The sequence below is a fragment of the Rhizobium tumorigenes genome (assembly GCF_003240565.2).
Taxonomy (GTDB): Bacteria; Pseudomonadota; Alphaproteobacteria; order Rhizobiales; family Rhizobiaceae; genus Rhizobium; species Rhizobium tumorigenes.
Genome location: NZ_CP117255.1, coordinates 2578520 through 2596089, shown reverse-complemented (window position 1 = coordinate 2596089; position 17570 = coordinate 2578520). Strand labels below are relative to the sequence as shown.

The 17570-nt window shown below is 59.8% G+C and carries 18 protein-coding genes; 12 read left to right on the top strand and 6 right to left on the bottom strand.

All coding sequences use genetic code 11. The annotated features are described in order from the left end of the window. The 5 genes from PR017_RS12640 (at window position 1) to PR017_RS12620 (ending at window position 5792) form a co-directional block, all read left to right on the top strand. Entirely contained in the window at window positions 1-831 is an 831-nt protein-coding gene (locus PR017_RS12640) for a carbohydrate ABC transporter permease (protein WP_111218898.1), read from the top strand. Between the two features lie 18 nt (window positions 832-849). Continuing rightward, the gene (locus PR017_RS12635; RefSeq protein ID WP_111218896.1) at window positions 850-1854 is read left to right on the top strand and encodes an ABC transporter ATP-binding protein; all 1005 of its coding nucleotides are present in this window, start codon (window positions 850-852) and stop codon (window positions 1852-1854) included. A 126-nt stretch (window positions 1855-1980) separates the two neighbouring features. Then, window positions 1981-3459 (top strand): mannitol dehydrogenase family protein, encoded by a 1479-nt coding sequence (locus PR017_RS12630; RefSeq protein WP_111219037.1) that lies wholly within the window; start codon window positions 1981-1983, stop codon window positions 3457-3459. Window positions 3460-3516: 57 nt separating this feature from the next. Then, window positions 3517-4209, top strand: coding sequence for an HAD family hydrolase (locus tag PR017_RS12625; RefSeq protein ID WP_111219035.1), 693 nt, complete (start codon window positions 3517-3519; stop codon window positions 4207-4209). After that, complete coding sequence (locus PR017_RS12620) at window positions 4209-5792, top strand: FGGY-family carbohydrate kinase (RefSeq protein ID WP_111218894.1); 1584 nt, start codon at window positions 4209-4211, stop codon at window positions 5790-5792. Before PR017_RS12625 ends, PR017_RS12620 begins: the two co-directional genes overlap by 1 nt. Window positions 5793-5908: 116 nt before the next feature. Here PR017_RS12620 and PR017_RS12615 read toward each other — a convergent pair whose 3' ends face one another. Beyond that, window positions 5909-6760, bottom strand: a complete 852-nt coding sequence (locus PR017_RS12615; RefSeq protein WP_111218892.1) for a MurR/RpiR family transcriptional regulator — start codon at window positions 6758-6760, stop codon at window positions 5909-5911. A gap of 231 nt (window positions 6761-6991) precedes the next feature. On the opposite strand from PR017_RS12615, the gene PR017_RS12610 reads away from it, so the two are divergent. Continuing rightward, the gene (locus PR017_RS12610) at window positions 6992-7705 is read left to right on the top strand and encodes a sulfate transporter family protein (protein ID WP_111218890.1); all 714 of its coding nucleotides are present in this window, start codon (window positions 6992-6994) and stop codon (window positions 7703-7705) included. On the opposite strand, the gene nth is transcribed toward PR017_RS12610, so the two are convergent. After that, window positions 7679-8446 carry an endonuclease III gene (gene nth, locus PR017_RS12605; protein ID WP_111218888.1) on the bottom strand — a complete coding sequence of 256 codons (768 nt, stop codon included), beginning with the start codon at window positions 8444-8446 and terminating at the stop codon, window positions 7679-7681. The genes PR017_RS12610 and nth overlap by 27 nt on opposite strands. A 22-nt stretch (window positions 8447-8468) precedes the next feature. Here nth and PR017_RS12600 point away from each other — a divergent pair, with 22 nt between their 5' ends. Together PR017_RS12600 and PR017_RS12595 are read left to right on the top strand one after the other, a co-directional pair. After that, window positions 8469-8966, top strand: a complete 498-nt coding sequence (locus PR017_RS12600) for a DUF2244 domain-containing protein (RefSeq protein ID WP_111218886.1) — start codon at window positions 8469-8471, stop codon at window positions 8964-8966. Window positions 8967-9033: 67 nt separating this feature from the next. After that, window positions 9034-9906, top strand: coding sequence for a methylated-DNA--[protein]-cysteine S-methyltransferase (locus tag PR017_RS12595; RefSeq protein ID WP_111218884.1), 873 nt, complete (start codon window positions 9034-9036; stop codon window positions 9904-9906). A gap of 2 nt (window positions 9907-9908) precedes the next feature. On the opposite strand, the gene PR017_RS12590 is transcribed toward PR017_RS12595, so the two are convergent. Next, window positions 9909-10898 (bottom strand): sugar-binding transcriptional regulator, encoded by a 990-nt coding sequence (locus PR017_RS12590; protein ID WP_111219033.1) that lies wholly within the window; start codon window positions 10896-10898, stop codon window positions 9909-9911. A 445-nt stretch (window positions 10899-11343) separates the two neighbouring features. Between PR017_RS12590 and tal the strand changes: the two genes are divergently transcribed. Then, window positions 11344-12303 (top strand): transaldolase, encoded by a 960-nt coding sequence (gene tal, locus PR017_RS12585; RefSeq protein WP_111218882.1) that lies wholly within the window; start codon window positions 11344-11346, stop codon window positions 12301-12303. 72 nt (window positions 12304-12375) lie between these two features. Here tal and PR017_RS12580 read toward each other — a convergent pair whose 3' ends face one another. Continuing rightward, window positions 12376-13212, bottom strand: a complete 837-nt coding sequence (locus tag PR017_RS12580; RefSeq protein ID WP_111218880.1) for an amidohydrolase family protein — start codon at window positions 13210-13212, stop codon at window positions 12376-12378. Window positions 13213-13272: 60 nt separating this feature from the next. Continuing rightward, a complete protein-coding gene (locus PR017_RS12575) occupies window positions 13273-14061 on the bottom strand; it encodes an IclR family transcriptional regulator (RefSeq protein ID WP_111218878.1) in 789 nt (262 codons plus the stop codon). 283 nt (window positions 14062-14344) lie between these two features. Between PR017_RS12575 and PR017_RS12570 the strand changes: the two genes are divergently transcribed. The 3 genes from PR017_RS12570 to PR017_RS12560 all read left to right on the top strand — a co-directional run bounded on the left by PR017_RS12570 (window position 14345) and on the right by PR017_RS12560 (window position 17254). Next, the gene (locus PR017_RS12570; RefSeq protein ID WP_111218876.1) at window positions 14345-15076 is read left to right on the top strand and encodes an SDR family oxidoreductase; all 732 of its coding nucleotides are present in this window, start codon (window positions 14345-14347) and stop codon (window positions 15074-15076) included. A gap of 137 nt (window positions 15077-15213) precedes the next feature. After that, window positions 15214-15894 (top strand): DUF1345 domain-containing protein, encoded by a 681-nt coding sequence (locus PR017_RS12565; RefSeq protein WP_111218874.1) that lies wholly within the window; start codon window positions 15214-15216, stop codon window positions 15892-15894. A 178-nt stretch (window positions 15895-16072) separates the two neighbouring features. Next, a complete protein-coding gene (locus PR017_RS12560) occupies window positions 16073-17254 on the top strand; it encodes a GAF domain-containing sensor histidine kinase (RefSeq protein WP_111218872.1) in 1182 nt (393 codons plus the stop codon). Between the two features lie 49 nt (window positions 17255-17303). On the opposite strand, the gene PR017_RS12555 is transcribed toward PR017_RS12560, so the two are convergent. Beyond that, complete coding sequence (locus tag PR017_RS12555; RefSeq protein WP_111218870.1) at window positions 17304-17477, bottom strand: DUF1328 domain-containing protein; 174 nt, start codon at window positions 17475-17477, stop codon at window positions 17304-17306. Between the last annotated feature and the right edge of the window lie 93 nt (window positions 17478-17570).

Sequence of the window (17570 nt, the reverse complement as noted above, 5' to 3'; positions counted from 1 at the left end):
ATGGCTCGCAGCGTTTCCACCCGCCACAAGGTTATCGTCTCGCTCGTCGCATGGGCGCTCGGGCTGCTGATCTTCTTCCCGATCCTCTGGACGTTCCTCACCAGCTTCAAGTCGGAAGGCGATGCCGTTGCTTCGCCGCCGCTGTTCCTGTTCTTCCACTGGACGACCGAGAACTATGTCGAGGTGCAGTCGCGCTCGGACTATTTCCTGCACTTTTCAAACTCGGTCATCATAGCCGTCGGATCGACCGTCATCGGGCTGATCATCGCGGTTCCAGCTGCCTGGGCAATGGCGTTTTCGCCGACCAAGCGGACCAAGGACATCCTGATGTGGATGCTCTCGACCAAGATGATGCCGCCGGTCGGCGCCCTCATTCCGATCTATCTGCTTTTCCAGGCCACCGGCCTGCTCGACAGCCGAATCGGCCTCGTCGGCGTGCTGACGCTGATCAACCTGCCGATCATCGTCTGGATGCTTTATACGTACTTCAAGGAAATTCCGGGCGAGATCCTGGAGGCCGCCCGCATGGACGGCGCTTCGCTGATGAAGGAAATCATCTACGTGCTGACCCCCATGGCAATACCGGGCATCGCCTCGACATTGTTGCTGAACGTCATCCTGGCCTGGAACGAAGCGTTCTGGACGCTTAATCTCACAGCTTCCCAGGCGGCGCCGCTGACGGCCTTCATCGCTTCCTACTCGAGCCCCGAAGGTCTGTTCTATGCAAAACTTTCGGCCGCCTCGACCATGGCAATTGCGCCGATCCTGATCCTCGGCTGGTTCAGCCAAAAGCAACTCGTACGCGGCCTGACTTTTGGCGCGGTCAAATAAGATATCTGGGAGAGAGACATGGGCAGCATTACCCTTCAAAAGGTTTCGAAGGTCTTTGGCGAAGCCAAGGTCATCCCTTCCATCGACCTTGAAATCAAGGACGGCGAGTTCGTTGTTTTCGTCGGGCCATCCGGCTGCGGAAAATCGACGCTGCTGCGGCTGATCGCCGGCCTGGAAGATGTCTCCGGCGGCAAGATCATCATCGACGGCAAGGACGGCACCAGCCTCGGTCCATCGGAGCGCGGGCTTGCCATGGTGTTCCAGTCCTACGCGCTCTATCCGCATATGAGCGTGCGCAGCAACATCGCCTTCCCGCTGAAAATGGCCGGCATGTCGAAAGACGAGATCGACCGCAAAGTGACCGAAGCCGCCCGTGTGCTGAACCTCACCGATTATCTCGACCGCAAGCCGCGCATGCTGTCCGGCGGCCAGCGCCAGCGCGTCGCCATCGGCCGTGCCATCGTGCGCCAGCCGGCGGCCTTCCTCTTCGACGAGCCGCTTTCGAACCTCGATGCGTCGCTGCGCGTCAACATGCGCCTCGAGATCAGCGAATTGCACCAGCAGCTGAAGACCACCATGGTCTACGTCACCCATGACCAGGTCGAAGCCATGACCATGGCAGACAAGATCGTCGTCCTAAACCGCGGTAACATCGAGCAGGTCGGCTCGCCGATGGAGCTCTACAAGAACCCGGCAAACCTCTTCGTCGCCGGCTTCATCGGTTCGCCGAGGATGAATTTTGTCACCGGCGTCTATGCGGAGCCGTTCGGCGCGCCGACGGTTGGCGTTCGGCCCGAGCATATCGTGCTGTCGACCGAAAGCGGCGTTTGGCAGGGCAAGGTCACCGTTGCCGAGCATCTCGGCTCGGACACGTTCCTGCACGTCGATGTCGAAGGCATCGGCCACATCACGGCGCGTGGTACCGGCGAATTTCCGGTCAAGGCAGGCGAGATCGTCTACATGACCCCGGACCGCACCCGCATCCACAAGTTCGACGACAAGGGCCTGGCCATCGCCTCGTAAGGCTGGCCACGCCGCACCCGCGACGAGCGATGACGCATGTCCCGGCGAGTGAGCCGGGGAAGCGCAGTGGCCGACGGGCGCAACGACAATATGGACCATCAGGACCTTTCGGAAGGACTTTCGACCATGACCAAACTCTCGCTGGCAACCCTGAAAGCCATTTCGGAAACGGCCGCCATCCCGGCCTATGACCGGTCTCAGCTGTCGGCCGGTATCGTCCATTTCGGCGTCGGCAATTTCCACCGTGCCCATCAGGCGGTTTATCTGGACGACCTGTTCACTGCGGGCCATGATCATGACTGGGCAATCGTCGGTGCAGGCATGTTGCCGTCCGACGCCAGCATGCGTGAAAAGCTTGCGGCGCAGGATTTTCTGACGACCGTTGTCGAGCAGGACAACAACTCGACGTCGGCGCGCGTCACAGGTCCGATGATCGACATCCTGCCAGTCGGCGATTCCGCGGCGATCATTGCAAAGCTCGCCGACCCGGCCATCCGTATCGTGTCCATGACTATTACCGAGGGCGGTTATTTCATCGATGCCTCGGGCAAGTTCAATCCAGCACACCCGGCCATCGTTGCCGACGGCGAGAATCCTGGCGAGCCGAAGACCGTCTTTGGCTTGATCGTTGCCGGGCTGAGGGCGCGCAAGGACAAGGGCCTCGTCCCGTTCACCGTCATGTCCTGCGACAACATTCCGCACAATGGCGTGGTGGCTACCAACGCCGTCGTCGGCACTGCGCGGCTTTCGGATCCTGACCTTGCCGACTGGATCAAGGCCAACGTTGCCTTTCCGAACGCCATGGTGGACCGGATCACACCGGCGACCGGGCAGCGCGAGATCGACCTGCTGAAAGATGCTTTCAGCATCGAGGACAACTGGCCGGTCTATTGCGAGGAATTCAAGCAATGGGTGCTCGAGGACAAGTTCACGGCAGGCCGCCCGGCGCTCGAAAAGGTCGGCGTCACCTTCGTGCCCGATGTGACCCCCTACGAGCACATGAAGATCCGCATCCTCAATGGCGGCCACGCAGCGATCGCCTATCCGGCGGCGCTGATGGACATCCATTTCGTGCATGACTCGATGGAGGATCCGCTGATCCGGGCTTTTCTCGCCAAGCTCGAGAACGAGGAAATCATCCCGATCATCCCGCCTGTGCCGAACACCGACCTGAAGGACTATTTCGAACTGATAGAGCACCGGCTGCTGAACCCGAAGATTGCCGATACCATTCCGCGGCTGGCGCAGGACGGCTCCAACCGCCAGCCGAAATTCATCCTTCCATCGACGCTCGATAATCTGGCGCAGGGCAGGGACATTGTCGGCTTGTCGCTGGTATCGGCGCTGTGGTGCCGTTATTTCGCCGGTACGACGGACAGCGGCAAGGAGATTGTCTTCAACGATGCCAGTTCGGATCGCCTGCACGCAGCAGCACTGAAGGCGAAGACAGATCCGGCGGCTTTCCTCGTTTTCGACGATATTTTCGGCGAGGTCGCAAAGTCCGATCTTTTCCGCAAGCGGTTCGCGCATGCGCTGAAGACGCTGTGGGAAAAGGGTACGCGCGAGACGCTGCAGCTTTACCTCGACAACAATCTGGCTGATTAAAGGTCGGCTGGCGTCCCAAGGGGCGCCGGCATCCCGATGGACGAAGGTGGACCGGCAATGATTGACGCGGAAAACGGGCTTGTCATCTTCGACTGCGATGGCGTTCTCGTCGACAGCGAGCCGCTCTCCATCGCTGTCGTCGTCCAGGCGATGCGGGACAGCGGTATCGAAATCGATGCTGAAGGTGCTTACCAGCGGTTTCTCGGAAAAAGCCTGGCAACCCTGATCGATACGCTCGATACCGAATTTAACGTCCAGGCCGACCAGGCTTTTCTCGATCGCATCCGTGAAGACCTCTATGCCCGGTTTCGCAGCGAACTGCAGCCGATTGCCGGCATTAGCGAAACCCTCGACAGGCTCGATATCAGGCGCTGCGTGGCGTCGTCCAGCCAGCTGGAGCGGATCAAGCTGTCGCTGGGCCTGACGGGCCTGCTCGATCGACTCGAGCCGCATATATTCAGTGCCAGCATGGTCAAGCGCGGAAAGCCGGCGCCAGACCTGTTTCTCTATGCGGCCCAGCAGATGGGCGTTTCACCGGAAAACTGTATCGTCGTTGAAGATAGTCCTGCCGGCATCGTCGCTGCACGGGCCGCCGGAATGACGGTCTTTGCCTTCACCGGTGGAGCGCATGCCACCTCGGCCCACTACCGTTCGGAACTGGAGCGGTTGGCACCCGAAGTGGTGTTTGACGCGATGCCGGATTTGATACACCTTGTCCAAAAACACAGGACGGACGGGACCGGGACTTAATGCGTGATCATGTGATTGCGGTCGATATCGGCACGAGCAGCGCGCGCGCCGGCGTGTTCGATTCGCATGGGCGGATGCTGGGTAAGGGCGAGCATCCGATCCTCATGAACCGGCCGCAGGAAAATCACGCGGAACACAGCTCGGAGGATATCTGGTCGGCAGTCTGTGCCGCCGTACGGGCTGCGCGCTCCGCTTCCGGCGTGGCGGCAGAAGCTATTGCCGGCATCGGCTTCGATGCCACCTGCTCGCTGGTGGTGCGCGACCGAGACGGCCAGCCGCTGACGGTGTCGTCCGGAGGAGAGGCGCGCTTCGACACCATCGTCTGGCTCGATCACCGGGCGCTGGCCGAAGCGGACCTCTGCACCGCCACGCAGCATCAGGTCATCGCCCATTCCGGTCATGTAATGTCGCCGGAAATGCAGATACCGAAGCTGATGTGGCTGAAGAAAAACCTGCCGGAGAGTTGGGCACGGAGCGGCCACTTCTTCGATCTGGCGGATTTCATGACCTACAAGGCGACCGGATCTCTGGCACGCTCGCGCTGTACGTTGACGGCGAAATGGAACTACCTGGCGCATCGCAACCCCGGCTGGCAGCACGACTTTCTCGACCAGATCGGTCTCTCCGACCTTCTCGAGCGCGGACATCTGCCGGAGCAGACGACGCCGGTCGGCTCGAGCATGGGCATGTTGAGCGTGGAGGCGGCTCTAGCCCTCGGGCTAGACCGCGGCTGCCATGTATCCGCCGGGGTCATCGATGCCTATGCGGGTGCATTGGGGGCACTTGCCGCCCATGTCGGCAAGCCGGAGGAACTCGGGCGACAACTTGCGCTGATTGCGGGAACGTCGAGCTGCGTGGTCGCCTTCTCCCGCGAAATGCCGGCCAGTTCCGGTATGTGGGGGCCATATTTCGACGTGGTCTGTCCCGACTGGTGGCTGGTTGAAGCAGGTCAATCGGCAACCGGCGGGCTGCTGGACCATATCGTCGGGATGCACGCCGCCGGTGGGGCACCCACCGCTGCCCTGCATGCCGATATCGTCGCGCGGATTGCGGAGTTGCGCGATATGGAGGGTGCCGCTCTCGGCGCCCGCATTCACGTGCTGCCTGATTTCCACGGCAACCGGTCGCCGCTTGCCGATCCGCATGCGGTCGGCGTCATCAGCGGCCTGACGCTCGACACATCGTTCGACGGATTATGCCGGCTCTACTGGCGCACGAGCCTCGGCATCGCCCTCGGCATTCGCCACATTCTCGAAAAGATGCGGGAACACGGGCACGTTCCGGACACGCTGCATGTTGCAGGCGGGCATGTGAAGAATGCGGTGCTGATGGAGCTCTATGCCGACGTTACCGGCTGCAACGTGATCGTGCCGAAGATGAATGAAGCCGTGCTGCTCGGCACCGCCATTGCGGCATCGGTTGCCTGTGGCATGCACGAGACACTGGCGACCGCCGGGGCAGCGATGTATCCGGGCGGCAACGAGCGCCTGCCGGATGCGAGCAGAAAGGCCGGCTACGATCGCGAGTACAGACGGTTCCTGGCGATGATCCGCCATAGGGCTGAACTCGACCTGTTGGAGTAAAGCATTTTCAGCATCTCATAGGGATGCAAAATGCTCTATAGCGTTGTTATTGCCCAGTTCCAGACGCAAAGCGCGATACGCAGTTTCGCTGCAACTGTTTCGTCCACCTCTCGGCATTACCGCATCGGTGCTTCAGCAAACATGTTCTCGAGCTCTGCCAGTCGCCGTGCACGGACTTCTGCGTCCTGGCCGGCGGCGTGGATGACGGCGGTTGCCAGGAACTCCAGTAGTGCGGACATAGCCGTCAGGTTGTCGCGCGGTCCAACGCGGGGCGGGGGGACTGACAGCGTGGTATTGGCAAATTCGTGGGCCCAGTCGGTGTATTGGCTGGTAACCAGCAGAACCTTCAGGCCGGAGCGACGGGCCGAGCGGGCCAGCAGTCTCGATTTCGCGAAGCGGTGGGAGTCGATTATGATGAGCAGCGAATTCGTGGTGGATGGTGCCAGTAGCTCCATGTATGTGGCATTGCCGTTGCCCGCCATCCGCACGTTGTCGCGGGCAAAGCTCAGGCGATCGCAAAAATACTGGCCGATCGGGCATGTCAGATGGCACGCGACAAACACGTCGCTTGCGCTCAGGATGGAAGAGACCGCGTCCGCCCATTGCGGCTGGGACGAGAGATTGTAGACGTGGTGCAGCATGTCCAGCTGCTCTGCCATCAATGCTGCCAGCGGCAGGCCTGCGGCGGCATCCTGCTGGAGTTGCTCGACGGAAGTCGGGTTCTTCTGCAGCGCGGTCGGCGGAACCGTCTCGCGCAGATGAACCTTGAAGCCATCCAGCCCCTGGTAGCCCAGAGCGCGCAGGAAGCGGCCGACGGTCATCGGGCTCAGTTCCAGCCTATCGGCAACGGACGATGCAGTTTCGTATGGCAGTTCGCTCATATGGTCTGAAAAGTACCGCGCAATCCGTCTTTCGGCGGGCGTGCCGGATTTGATATATTGTTTTAGCTTCTGGCTGAGATCGTCCATGCTGCCTCGCAATGTTACTGCGCCAGCACTGTCCGATGAAAACAATCTGCGCGCGTGCATGCCTAGTTTTCAGTTTGGTCAAAAGTAAGGTTTGTCTCGTGTAATATCATTCATTTTATATTAGTGCAGCCTTTATTACAATGTTGGCGTTGCTTGTACACACCGAGTTCTTGTCGGAGTGCCTGGCCTCCCTTACATAGATCAAAAGCCTTTTACGCGAGAATGTCATTCATGATTATAGAATCTGCACGCCTGGCGGTTGCCAATTTGCTGGCGCCAGACATGCGCCGGCTGGTCTGGAAAGTACTCGGCCTCTCCATCGCCGTCCTGATCTGCTTCTGGCTGGCTTTGCAAGCGTTTGTCGCCACCTACGGGGTGTCATTACTGCACTACTTTTTCTCAGGCCTGCCTGCGTGGGTCGACTGGTTGGCCGTCTTGCTGGCGGCGGTGGTGGGGCTCGGCGCTGCCTTCCTGCTGGCGCCGGTGGCGGGTCTGGTCGCCGGGCTGTTCCTGGATGACGTCGCCGCCGTCGTCGAGCGCCAGGACTATCCACTTGATGTCCCCGGCAAAGCGATGCCTTTCGGACCCGCCATGGTCAGTTCGATCAAGTTTCTCGGAGTGCTCATCGTCGGCAACGGCATAGCGCTTATTCTGCTGATCGTGCCGGGCGTCAATCTCGTCGCCTTCTTCCTGGTTAACGGCTACTTACTCGGCCGGGAATTTTTCGAATTCGCCGCCAGCCGCTTTCGCTCGCCGCAGCAGGCCCGGAATTTTCGAAAGAAGAATGCCTCCACGGTTTTCCTTGCCGGGCTGGTGATTGCAGCGTTTCTCGCCATTCCGTTCGTCAACCTGCTGACGCCGTTGTTTGCCGGCGCCATGATGGTTCATCTGCACAAGCGGCTGACCCTTCGCGACCCCTCATTCTCCGACGAATTGCGGCGGTAGGGGTACAAGCGGCGCCGGGATGTCGCAGCTTTTTTCCGGCGAGCGACAGAGGTCGGCAATGATGCAATGTTCGCATTCCGGCCGCCGGGCCTTGCAGACGTAGCGACCGTGCAGGATCAGCCAGTGGTGGGCGTGGTAGAGATAGTGGTCCGGAATGACCTTCATCAGCCGCTGCTCGACTTCGTCCGGCGTCTTGCCGGGTGCGAGCCGGATGCGGTTGCCGATACGAAAGATGTGGGTGTCGACGGCCATGGTGGAATGGCCGAAGGCCATGGATAGCACGACATTTGCGGTCTTGCGGCCGACGCCCGGCAGGGTGACCAGTTCTTCGCGGGTCTGCGGCACCTCGCCGCCGAAGTCGCTGATCAGCTTTGCCGACAGGGCGACGACGTTTTTGGCCTTGTTACGATAGAGGCCGATCGTGCGGATATGCTCCCGGATACGATCCTCGCCGAGGTCGAGCATCTTCTGGGGAGTATCGGCGATGGCGAACAGGCCGCGTGTCGCCTTGTTGACACCGACATCGGTCGCCTGCGCTGACAATGCCACGGCAACGAGCAGGGTGAAGGGATTGACGTGCTCCAGTTCGCCCTTTGGCTCAGGCCGCTGGATCGAGAAGCGGCGGAAGATCTCGTCGATCTCCGTCTTTGGGTAGACGCAGCGGAACGAGGGCTTGCGACGTGCTGTCGCAAGGGCCGTTTTCGGAGCCGGAAGGCTGGATTTGATCTTGGGATTTGCCATCAAAGACCTATAATCGCGGATTATGACCGATGGCAACGGCGGGGCGCCGGAAGAAAAGCTGGTTTTTTCTGCGGAGCTTTTTCCGCATCGCTCGCTTGGCCGAAAGGGGTTCAAGGTCATGCTCGCCCTGGCCGGCTTTCTCAGCCTGTTTTATGGCGGCCTGTTCGTTGCCAGCGGCGCGTGGCCGATCGGCTTTTTCCTCGGTGCGGATTTCCTGCTTCTCTATGGCGCCTTCTGGCTGAACTATCGTGCGGGCCGTGTCCGCGAAGAGGTCAAGGTGTCCCGTACCGATGTCTCCATTCGCAAGGTGCTGGCCTCCGGTCGCTCCGTCGAGCAACGTTTCAACCCGTTCTGGCTGCGCTTCCTGGTTCGGCGGGAGCCCGGCATCGGCATCCGCTCAATGCATCTATCGGGCGAGGGGCGGCGGGCGGATGTTGGATCGTTTCTCAACCCGGATGACCGCGAAAGCTTCGCCAAGGCATTCCTGGCGGCACTTGCGACAGTGAAGCGGCGAATTTAGCTTCGGTGCAAGAAACGGGTGGCGAGACGGGTTGCGAACCCTCATCATGGTTGCAAGGAGACCGATGATGAACATGGCGCCGCTGCTTACGAAAGACATTACCCCGGAAGGATCTGACTACGAGGTCGTGCGTAGCGTCATCGCGCTGATCACAGAGGATTATCGCGACCAGCCGTCCCTGGAGGATCTTGCCACGCGGCTGGGGCAGTCGCCGACACAGTTGCAGAAGACATTCACCCGGTGGGCCGGGCTGTCGCCCAAGGCCTTCCTGCAGGCGGTGACGCTCGATCATGCCAAGCGGCTGCTGCGGCAGGAGGCGTTGCCGTTGCTCGAAGCCTCTATCGAGGTCGGGCTATCCGGGCCGAGCCGGCTTCACGACCTGTTCGTCACCCACGAGGCGATGTCGCCGGGGGAGTGGAAGGCGAAGGGCGGGGGTCTGACCATCCGCTACGGCTTCCATGGCAGCCCGTTCGGCATGGCGCTGGTGATGGTCACCGATCGAGGTCTGGCCGGCCTGGCGTTCAGCGATACCGGTGGTGAGGTCGCCTGTCTCGAAGACATGACCTGCCGCTGGCCGAACGCCCGGTATGTCGAGGACAGCCAGGCAACGGCGCCCTTTGCCAAGCGTATTTTCGAGCCGGGCCAATGGTCTGCGGACCAGCCGTTGCGTGTCGTGTTGATCGGATCCGATTTTCAGGTGCGGGTCTGGGAAAGCCTTTTGAAAATTCCCTTCGGCAAGGCAATGACCTATTCCGACATTGCGCGGGATATCGGACAGCCGACAGCGATGCGGGCGGTTGGCGGGGCAATCGGTCGAAATCCGATTTCGTTCGTCGTTCCCTGCCATCGCGCGCTGGGCAAGGGCGGTGTGCTCACCGGTTACCATTGGGGGCTGACGCGCAAACGGGCAATGCTCGGCTGGGAAGCCGGCAATGCCTGAGGTCAGGCGGCAAAAGGCTCCATGCGGCCGAGCAGTTCGCGCGCCGCACTTTCGTCGGTGATGAGCGTGTTGCAGCCGATGCGCCTTATCGTGGCATGGATGGCCGTCGCCCGGTGTGCGCCGCCGCAGGCGAGAACGATGTGCTTTGCTTTCTTCAGCGTGTCGAGATCGACGGACATCACCCGGCTGTTGATGGTGTGGTCGACGGAGTTTCCATCGGCATCGAGGAAATTGAACATGGTATCGCAGACGCAGCCGGCAGCGATGAGTTCATCGAGTTCGGCCTTGGATATGAAGCCTTCTGACAGCGAGGTGGAGTGCGGGCCGATATCGCCGCAGCTGACGATGGCCAGATCGAGATTTTCCGCCAACCGATAGATAGCTTCAAGACCGCATTTCTCGATAAGATTTCGTTTCGTCTCGATCGAATCGACCAGCAGCGGTGCTAGAAACATGTAGCATTCGGCGCCGAGCTGGCTTGCCAGTCGCCACGTATAGTCGATCGGATTAGTTTGCTGCACGGCAACAATGCCGCCGAGCAGCGAGACTACCTTGCAATTGTCACGGCGTGGTGGGCGGAAACTGCCGAGCGATGCCGTCATCGTCCGGCCCCAGCCGACACCGATGGTGTAATCGTCGGGGATGGCCTCGGTCAGGAACTGTCCGAGCGCCAGGCCGACGCACTTCGCTTGGGCATCGACGCCGCCGCCTGCGGGTGTCGGCACGACAATCGCCTCGTCCAGCCCGAAAGCACGCTCCAGCTTGATGGACAGCTCGACGCAATCGTCGATACCGTCGTTGATCCAGATCTGCACTTCGCTGCGTCGCCGCGCTTCGTCGAGCAGCCGGATGACGGTGGTGCGGCTGATGCCCAGCTGCTCGGCCACATCTTTCTGCGTCAGGCTCTGGTTGTAGTACAGCCAGGCAGCCCTCAGGCGCAGCGATGCCGTTTCCGAATAGGCGATGTGGGTTCCACGTCTGAGCTTGGCCATATGTCCTCCGGCAACAAGGCCGCCGAGAGTTTGCCGCCACGTGACATTGGCAGCGCTCGCATGCATGTTGCTTGCCGCTACCCCGGCTTTTCGGAATTGATATTGGGCGGTATGAGACTTATGTCAATTGAAATGCACAAATGTCCTTGACTTTTCCTTGGTGGAGCGTTGATATCAAACTTGGAAAACCGAGTCTCTTGTCCAGCGGGGAGGGCAATCTGCGGGCGTCTTATAGGATAGCGTGCTGGAGCGGCGATGCAGCGAACGGAGTTCCGCGCTTGCACCGCATGGCTCCGCCGGCATATCCTCCAGCCCGCGCCTTGCGTACGCCGGAACATCGTTACTGCCCTCTCGTTTACTTTGGTCCGGGAGGGCCTGCCAACCTTACCGAACGCCACGCAAGACGGCGCCGGTCCTCAGTTCGAAATCAACAAGGATATTCATCATGACTTCCAAGCTTGACCAACTTCGCGAAATGACGACCGTCGTCGCCGACACCGGTGACATCGAGGCCGTCGCGCGCCTGAAGCCAGTGGATTGCACGACAAACCCATCAATCGTCCTGAAGGCGCTCGGCACGCCGATGTTTGCCGATGACATCAAGGAAGCCGTTGCCTGGGGCAAGAAGCAGTCGGGTTCGTCCGAGGCCGTTGCCGAAGCTGTTGCCGACCGTCTGGCAGTTTCCGTCGGTGCCGCGCTGTCGAAGCTGGTACCCGGCCGCGTTTCGACCGAAGTCAACGCCGACCTTTCGTTCGACACCAAGGCCTCGATCGAGAAGGCGCATGCCATCGTTGCCGGCTACAAGGAGCGCGGCATCGAGAAGGATCGCATCCTGATCAAGCTGGCATCCACATGGGAAGGCATCCGCGCTGCCGAAGTCCTGCAGAAGGAAGGCATCGACTGCAATCTGACGCTGCTGTTCAGCATGGCCCAGGCTGCTGCCTGCGCCGACGCCAAGGTGTTCCTGATCTCGCCGTTCGTCGGCCGTATTCTCGACTGGTACAAGAAGTCGACCGGCAAGGACTACACCTCGGAAGAAGATCCAGGCGTCATCTCGGTTCGTGAAATCTACAACTATTACAAGGCCAACGACATCAACACGATTGTCATGGGTGCTTCGTTCCGCAGCGCCGAGGAAGTGGCCGCACTTGCCGGCTGCGACCGCCTGACGATCAGCCCGAACCTGCTCGACGAACTCGCGAAGGACGAAGGCAAGCTCGAACGCAAGCTTTCGCCCGACGTCAAACACGCAACGCCGAAGCTGAACGTCGACGAAAAGACGTTCCGCTGGATGATGAACGAAGACGCCATGGCCACCGAGAAGCTTGCCGAAGGCATTCGCCAGTTCGGCAAGGATCTGGTGACGCTGCGTCTGATGGTCTCCAAGGAACTGCAGGCCGCTTAACAGTCACGCCTGAACTATGCTCTTGAAGGCCTGGCTGCAACACGCAGCCAGGCCTTTTTCTTTAGGTTTGGTTCAGAGGTTCCAGAGCCGCTGGGCATTCTGCCGGTACATCCGTGTCCTCTCGCTTTCGCTGCAGCCGGCGATCAATGCATGGGTTGCAGCCACCCAGGTCGACATCCCGCCGCTGAGGGTGCAGACCGGCCAGTCGCTACCCCAGATGACGCGGTCCCAGCCGAAGCTTGCAATCGAATGCTCGACGAACGGCCGCAAAGTCTCCACTGTCCACGTGTGGGGATCGGCATAGGCGACAACCCCGGAAATCTTCACGCTGACATTGTCACGGCGCGCGATTTCCCGGATGCCATTTTGCCAGGCTTCGCTCATGCCATCCTTGATGGCTGGGACCCCACAATGATCGAGAATGAACCGGACTTCTGGGTTGAGGTCGACGAGTCCTATCGCATGCTCGATCTGATGCGGCAGGACGCAGAGGTCGAAGGTCAACCTCGTCTCCGCCATGAGGCTGAGGTTTTCGCGAAAGAGCGGGCGTGTGGACAACTCGTCGGGAACGACATGCAGGACGCGACGCAGGCCTCTGACGAAGGGATCGGCCAGCACACGCTCGAGGTACCCCGGAAAGTCGGTGTCCTCCGGGCGACAGGCTGCAATCGCGCCTCGGATGAGGCTGTCCGACCGAGCGCTGAGTTCGCGCGCATACTCTGTTTCCGGCTCGATGTCGGAAGGATCGACGTCGACCTCCATGTGCAGGACGTCGGTGATGCCGCACCGTTTTGCTTCGAGGGCATAGTCGTCGTAGAGGCTGTCACGGTTGAGCGCGCCCGAGCCTGCGAGCCAGGGGTAGTTCAGCCTTGTGCGATCAACGATATGAAGATGGCTATCGAAAAGCATAGTTTCCTCCGGATGTGCCGTCAGGCTTCACGGAAGAATAGGGTATTCATATAAGAGTTATCAACCTGCCTCGTCCACCATTCCGGCAACCGTCTCGGAAATCTCCGCTGCTGCGGCACGTACAAACGCTATGACCTGGTCGAAGCTCGGTGCCTTGTCGCTGACCGGCTGGATATAGGGACAGGTAAGAGCGGCCAGCGCATTGCCATCTCGCGCCAATATGGGCGCAGAAATGTTGCGGACGCCTGTCGTCTGCAGGCTGTCCATGGTCTCGAAGCCGCGCTCCCTTATCACCTTCAGCCGCCCGATGAGATCGCCGGGCATGGCGACATCATCTTCGCGGCGCTGCTGCTCGTCGATCATCATCTGTCGCTGCTTTTCGTCGCGGAAAGCGAGCAGCACATGGCCGGAGCCGGTGTTGAAAAGGCTGATCTGGGCGCCGACCCGGATCGAGATCCCCCAATAGGTCGGCGAATCCTGCTGGGCGATAATGGCGACGGAACCGCGATCGTAGACTGCAAGGTGGCAGGCCTGCTCGGCGCGGTTGGCAAATTCCCGCATCAGCGGCGTTGAGAACGACACAAGCCGGCGCACGGGCGCATGAAAATGTGCCAGCCCGAACAGCTTCAGCGTCAGTAAAAAGCGATCGCCTTCCTGTCGCTGGACATAGCCGCGACGGACCAGCCGATCTAGCATGCGATAGAATTCGTTGGGGCTCTTGCCGAGATGCTTGGCGATTTCCGCCTGTGTCAGGCCGCCGTCGATGCGCGCCAGAAGCTCCAGGATATCGAGACCCTTATCGAGCGCCGGGGCTCTGTAACGGTCACTTTCTTCGTCAGCGCTAGCCATCGCATCTCTGTCACTGCAGTTTGACTGAATGCCATTCATATATGAATGGATAGCGTTTGCAAGCTACGGGCTCGTGCCTTGACGCTGCAATATGCCACGTTTACAGATAAATCAACGATGCATATGTGGATACCAATGCCAGTGGGCAGGCATACGATGCCTCTGGACGCTGTCACATCAGTGGGCTTTGACTTCAAAATGACAATCTCAATCGGTTAATTGGGTAAACGATCCCGGCTTATGCCAGGCGTTCCGGCAGATTTTTAGGACAAGGAAATTCGATATGGGACACGGACTGGAAGGAAAGACCGTCGTGATCACTGCGGCGGCGCAGGGCATCGGCCGAGCATCGGCCGAGCGTTTTCTCGGGCTAGGTGCACGGGTCATTGCGACCGATATCAACGAGGCGGCGCTGGAGAGCCTCGAGGGAGCCGAAACCCACGTCCTCAATGTGCTCGATAGCGATCGCGTCAAGGAATTTGCCAGCAAGATCGGTACCATCGACGTGCTGTTCAATTGCGCCGGCTTCGTGCATGCCGGCAGCATCCTCGACTGCGAGGAGAAAGACTGGGACTTCTCCTTCAATCTCAATGCAAAGGCGATGTACACCACATGCCGTACATTCTTGCCGGGCATGCTGGAGAAGGGCAAGGGCGTCATCGTCAACATGGCATCGGTCGCCTCGAGCGTTAAGGGCGTGCCGAACCGCTTTGCCTACTGTGCCTCCAAAGCTGCCGTGATCGGCCTGACCAAGTCTATTGCCGCCGATTTCGTGGCCAAGGGCATTCGTGCCAATGCTATTTGCCCGGGTACGGTGGATAGCCCCTCACTTCATGAGCGCCTTCGGGCCACCGGTGACTACGACAAGGCCATGACCGATTTCATTGCCCGCCAACCGATGGGGCGCATCGCCACGCCGGACGAGATCGCTGCCTTGGTGACTTATCTTGCCGGGGATGAATCCGGCTTTACGACAGGTCAGGCGCTGGTCGTCGACGGCGGCTGGACCGGCTGACAGATAGCCGGCGGACGTAACCCTGACTTTGCTGATGACAGCACATGTTCGCTGGTGCAGTGGCTCGAGTGGAATGGCTTGTCAGATTGCCGCGCGACTGTATATCAGGACAATGTGACCAGGAACGGAGCGCCGGCATGCAGCAGAGTGTAGAGCGAAGGGCGGCGCGATCGCCCGTCGTGAGGCTGGTGCGCAAGCATCTGAACGTCGCAATCGCTGTCCTGACCAGCCTGGTCGTCTTCGCGCTGACGACCTCCCGGCAGTTCAATGCCGGCAACTTTCTGGCCAGCTGGAACTGGGGCGCCGTCGTCTATATCGCCTTCACCTGGTATCGCATGCTGCGCTCCAACGTCAGCCGCATCCGGCAGCGATCGGCCGACTGCGACTTTTCCGACGTACTGGTGCTTTGCCTGTCGATCGCAGCCGCAGTGGCGAGCATCGGGGGAATCGGCATCGAACTCAGCGGCGTCAAAAATGCCTCGCCTGAGCAGGCTCTGGAGAATGCCGGGACTGCGTTTCTGACGATCCTGATTTCATGGATCTTCCTGCACACGCTGTTCACCACCCACTACGCCCATCGCTTTTATGCAGACAGCAGTGGCAAGCCGCCGATCCGCTTCCCCGACGATATCAAGGAACCCAATTATTGGGATTTCCTGTATTTCACCTTCACGATCGGCGTTGCATCCCAGACCGCCGATGTCGCCCTTGCCACGACATCCATGCGCAAGACTGCGCTGCTGCATTCGGTGTTGTCGTTCCTGTTCAATACGACGATATTGGCATTGGCGATCAATGTTGGCGCCAGTCTGATCTAGGCTCGTTTTGATAAGGACTTCTGCAATCCAGCGCTAGACTTGCTCGTCTGCGTGCTGGCCGACAATTAGTCAGGTTCGCTACTATCCAAAGGCCAATGTTCTGTATAGGTCAAATTGGGTTTGTTTTCCCTCCGCAGGAGGGGAGACGCTTTGTTGAAGCGTGGCGAGTGAACGTGGAATGTCAGACGAGCTATCGACCTCCTCGGTCCGGGCCATCTCGCGGATTGACGCCGTCCCCACCATTCTCGAAGTCGTCTGCAAAACCACGGGCATGGGATTTGCGGCGGTGGCAAGGGTCACCGAAAATCGCTGGATTGCCTGCGGCGTGCGGGACGACATTGCCTTTGGCCTGGAGCCCGGCGGAGAGTTGAAGGTCGAGACAACCATCTGCCATGACATCCGGCAGAACCGGCAGCCGGTGGTTATCGATGACGTTGCCACAGACCCAGTGTTTTCCACGCATCAAACGCCGCAGATGTATGGTCTGCAGAGCTATATCTCGATGCCGATCATCCTGCCCGACGGCACATTTTTCGGGACGCTCTGCGCTATCGACCGGGTGCCGAGAACACTGAGCACGCAATCGACGATCAGCATGTTCCGGCTGTTTGCCGACCTGATAGCGTTGCATCTCGATGCCAACCAGCGAATTCTCGACAGCGAGGACAGGCTGCGGACGGAGCAGGAAAACACGGCACTTCGAGAGGAATTCATCGCTGTCCTCGGGCACGATCTTCGCAATCCGCTGGCCTCAATCGACGCCGGTGCGAAGATCCTGCAGCGCTCGCCTCTCGATGACAAGTCGCGTTCGATCCTGACGCTCATGCAGGCGAGTGTCAGCCGCATGTCCGGGTTGATCGACGACGTACTGGACTTCGCACGCGGACGCCTCGGCAGTGGGCTCCTTGTGGAACGCCTTCAAGTGGTTCCGGTGCGGCCAATGATCGAGCAGGTCATAAGCGAGCTTGCTTCCACGCATCCTGACCGGATTATCCGGGCGGACATAAGCGACGTCAGCGTCCGCTGCGATCCGGCGCGCATAGGCCAGCTGTTGTCCAACCTGCTTGCGAATGCTTTGACACACGGGTCAGAAGATGGGGAAATTTCTGTGAGCGCACTGGTCAAGAACGGCCTTTTCGAGCTCACTGTCGCAAATCCAGGCGATATTATTCCGGAAGAAATTGTCGAGCACCTTTTCAAGCCCTTTGTGCGGGCTTCGGCAAATTCCAGTCATCAGGGGCTTGGGCTCGGACTCTATATCGCATCCGAGATTGCGCGCGCTCATCGCGGTGGGTTGACCGTTGCCTCTTCCGCGGAAGAAACGCGGTTCACGCTGACCTTCGACGCTTGCCCGCCTTAAAGGTCGGATGCTCCGCCCGACCAACAGGGGGCGGAGCAAATTCAGTTTGTTAGACGATTGCGTTGCCAGCCATGATGGCCAGAACGACAAAGATCAGGAACACGATCAGGGCGATGCCGAACAGCACGCGTGCGATGGTTGCCGTCGCGGCTGACACGCCTGAAAAACCGAAGAAGCCGGCAATAACCGAAACAACGAAGAATATAAGAGCCCATTTCAGCATGAAAATTTTCCTCTGCGCCAATTGTCGCAGGGATACGCGCGAGCGAAAGAAAAGTTCCAACGGCCTCTGAATTCAACCGGCGCACCGAAGTGG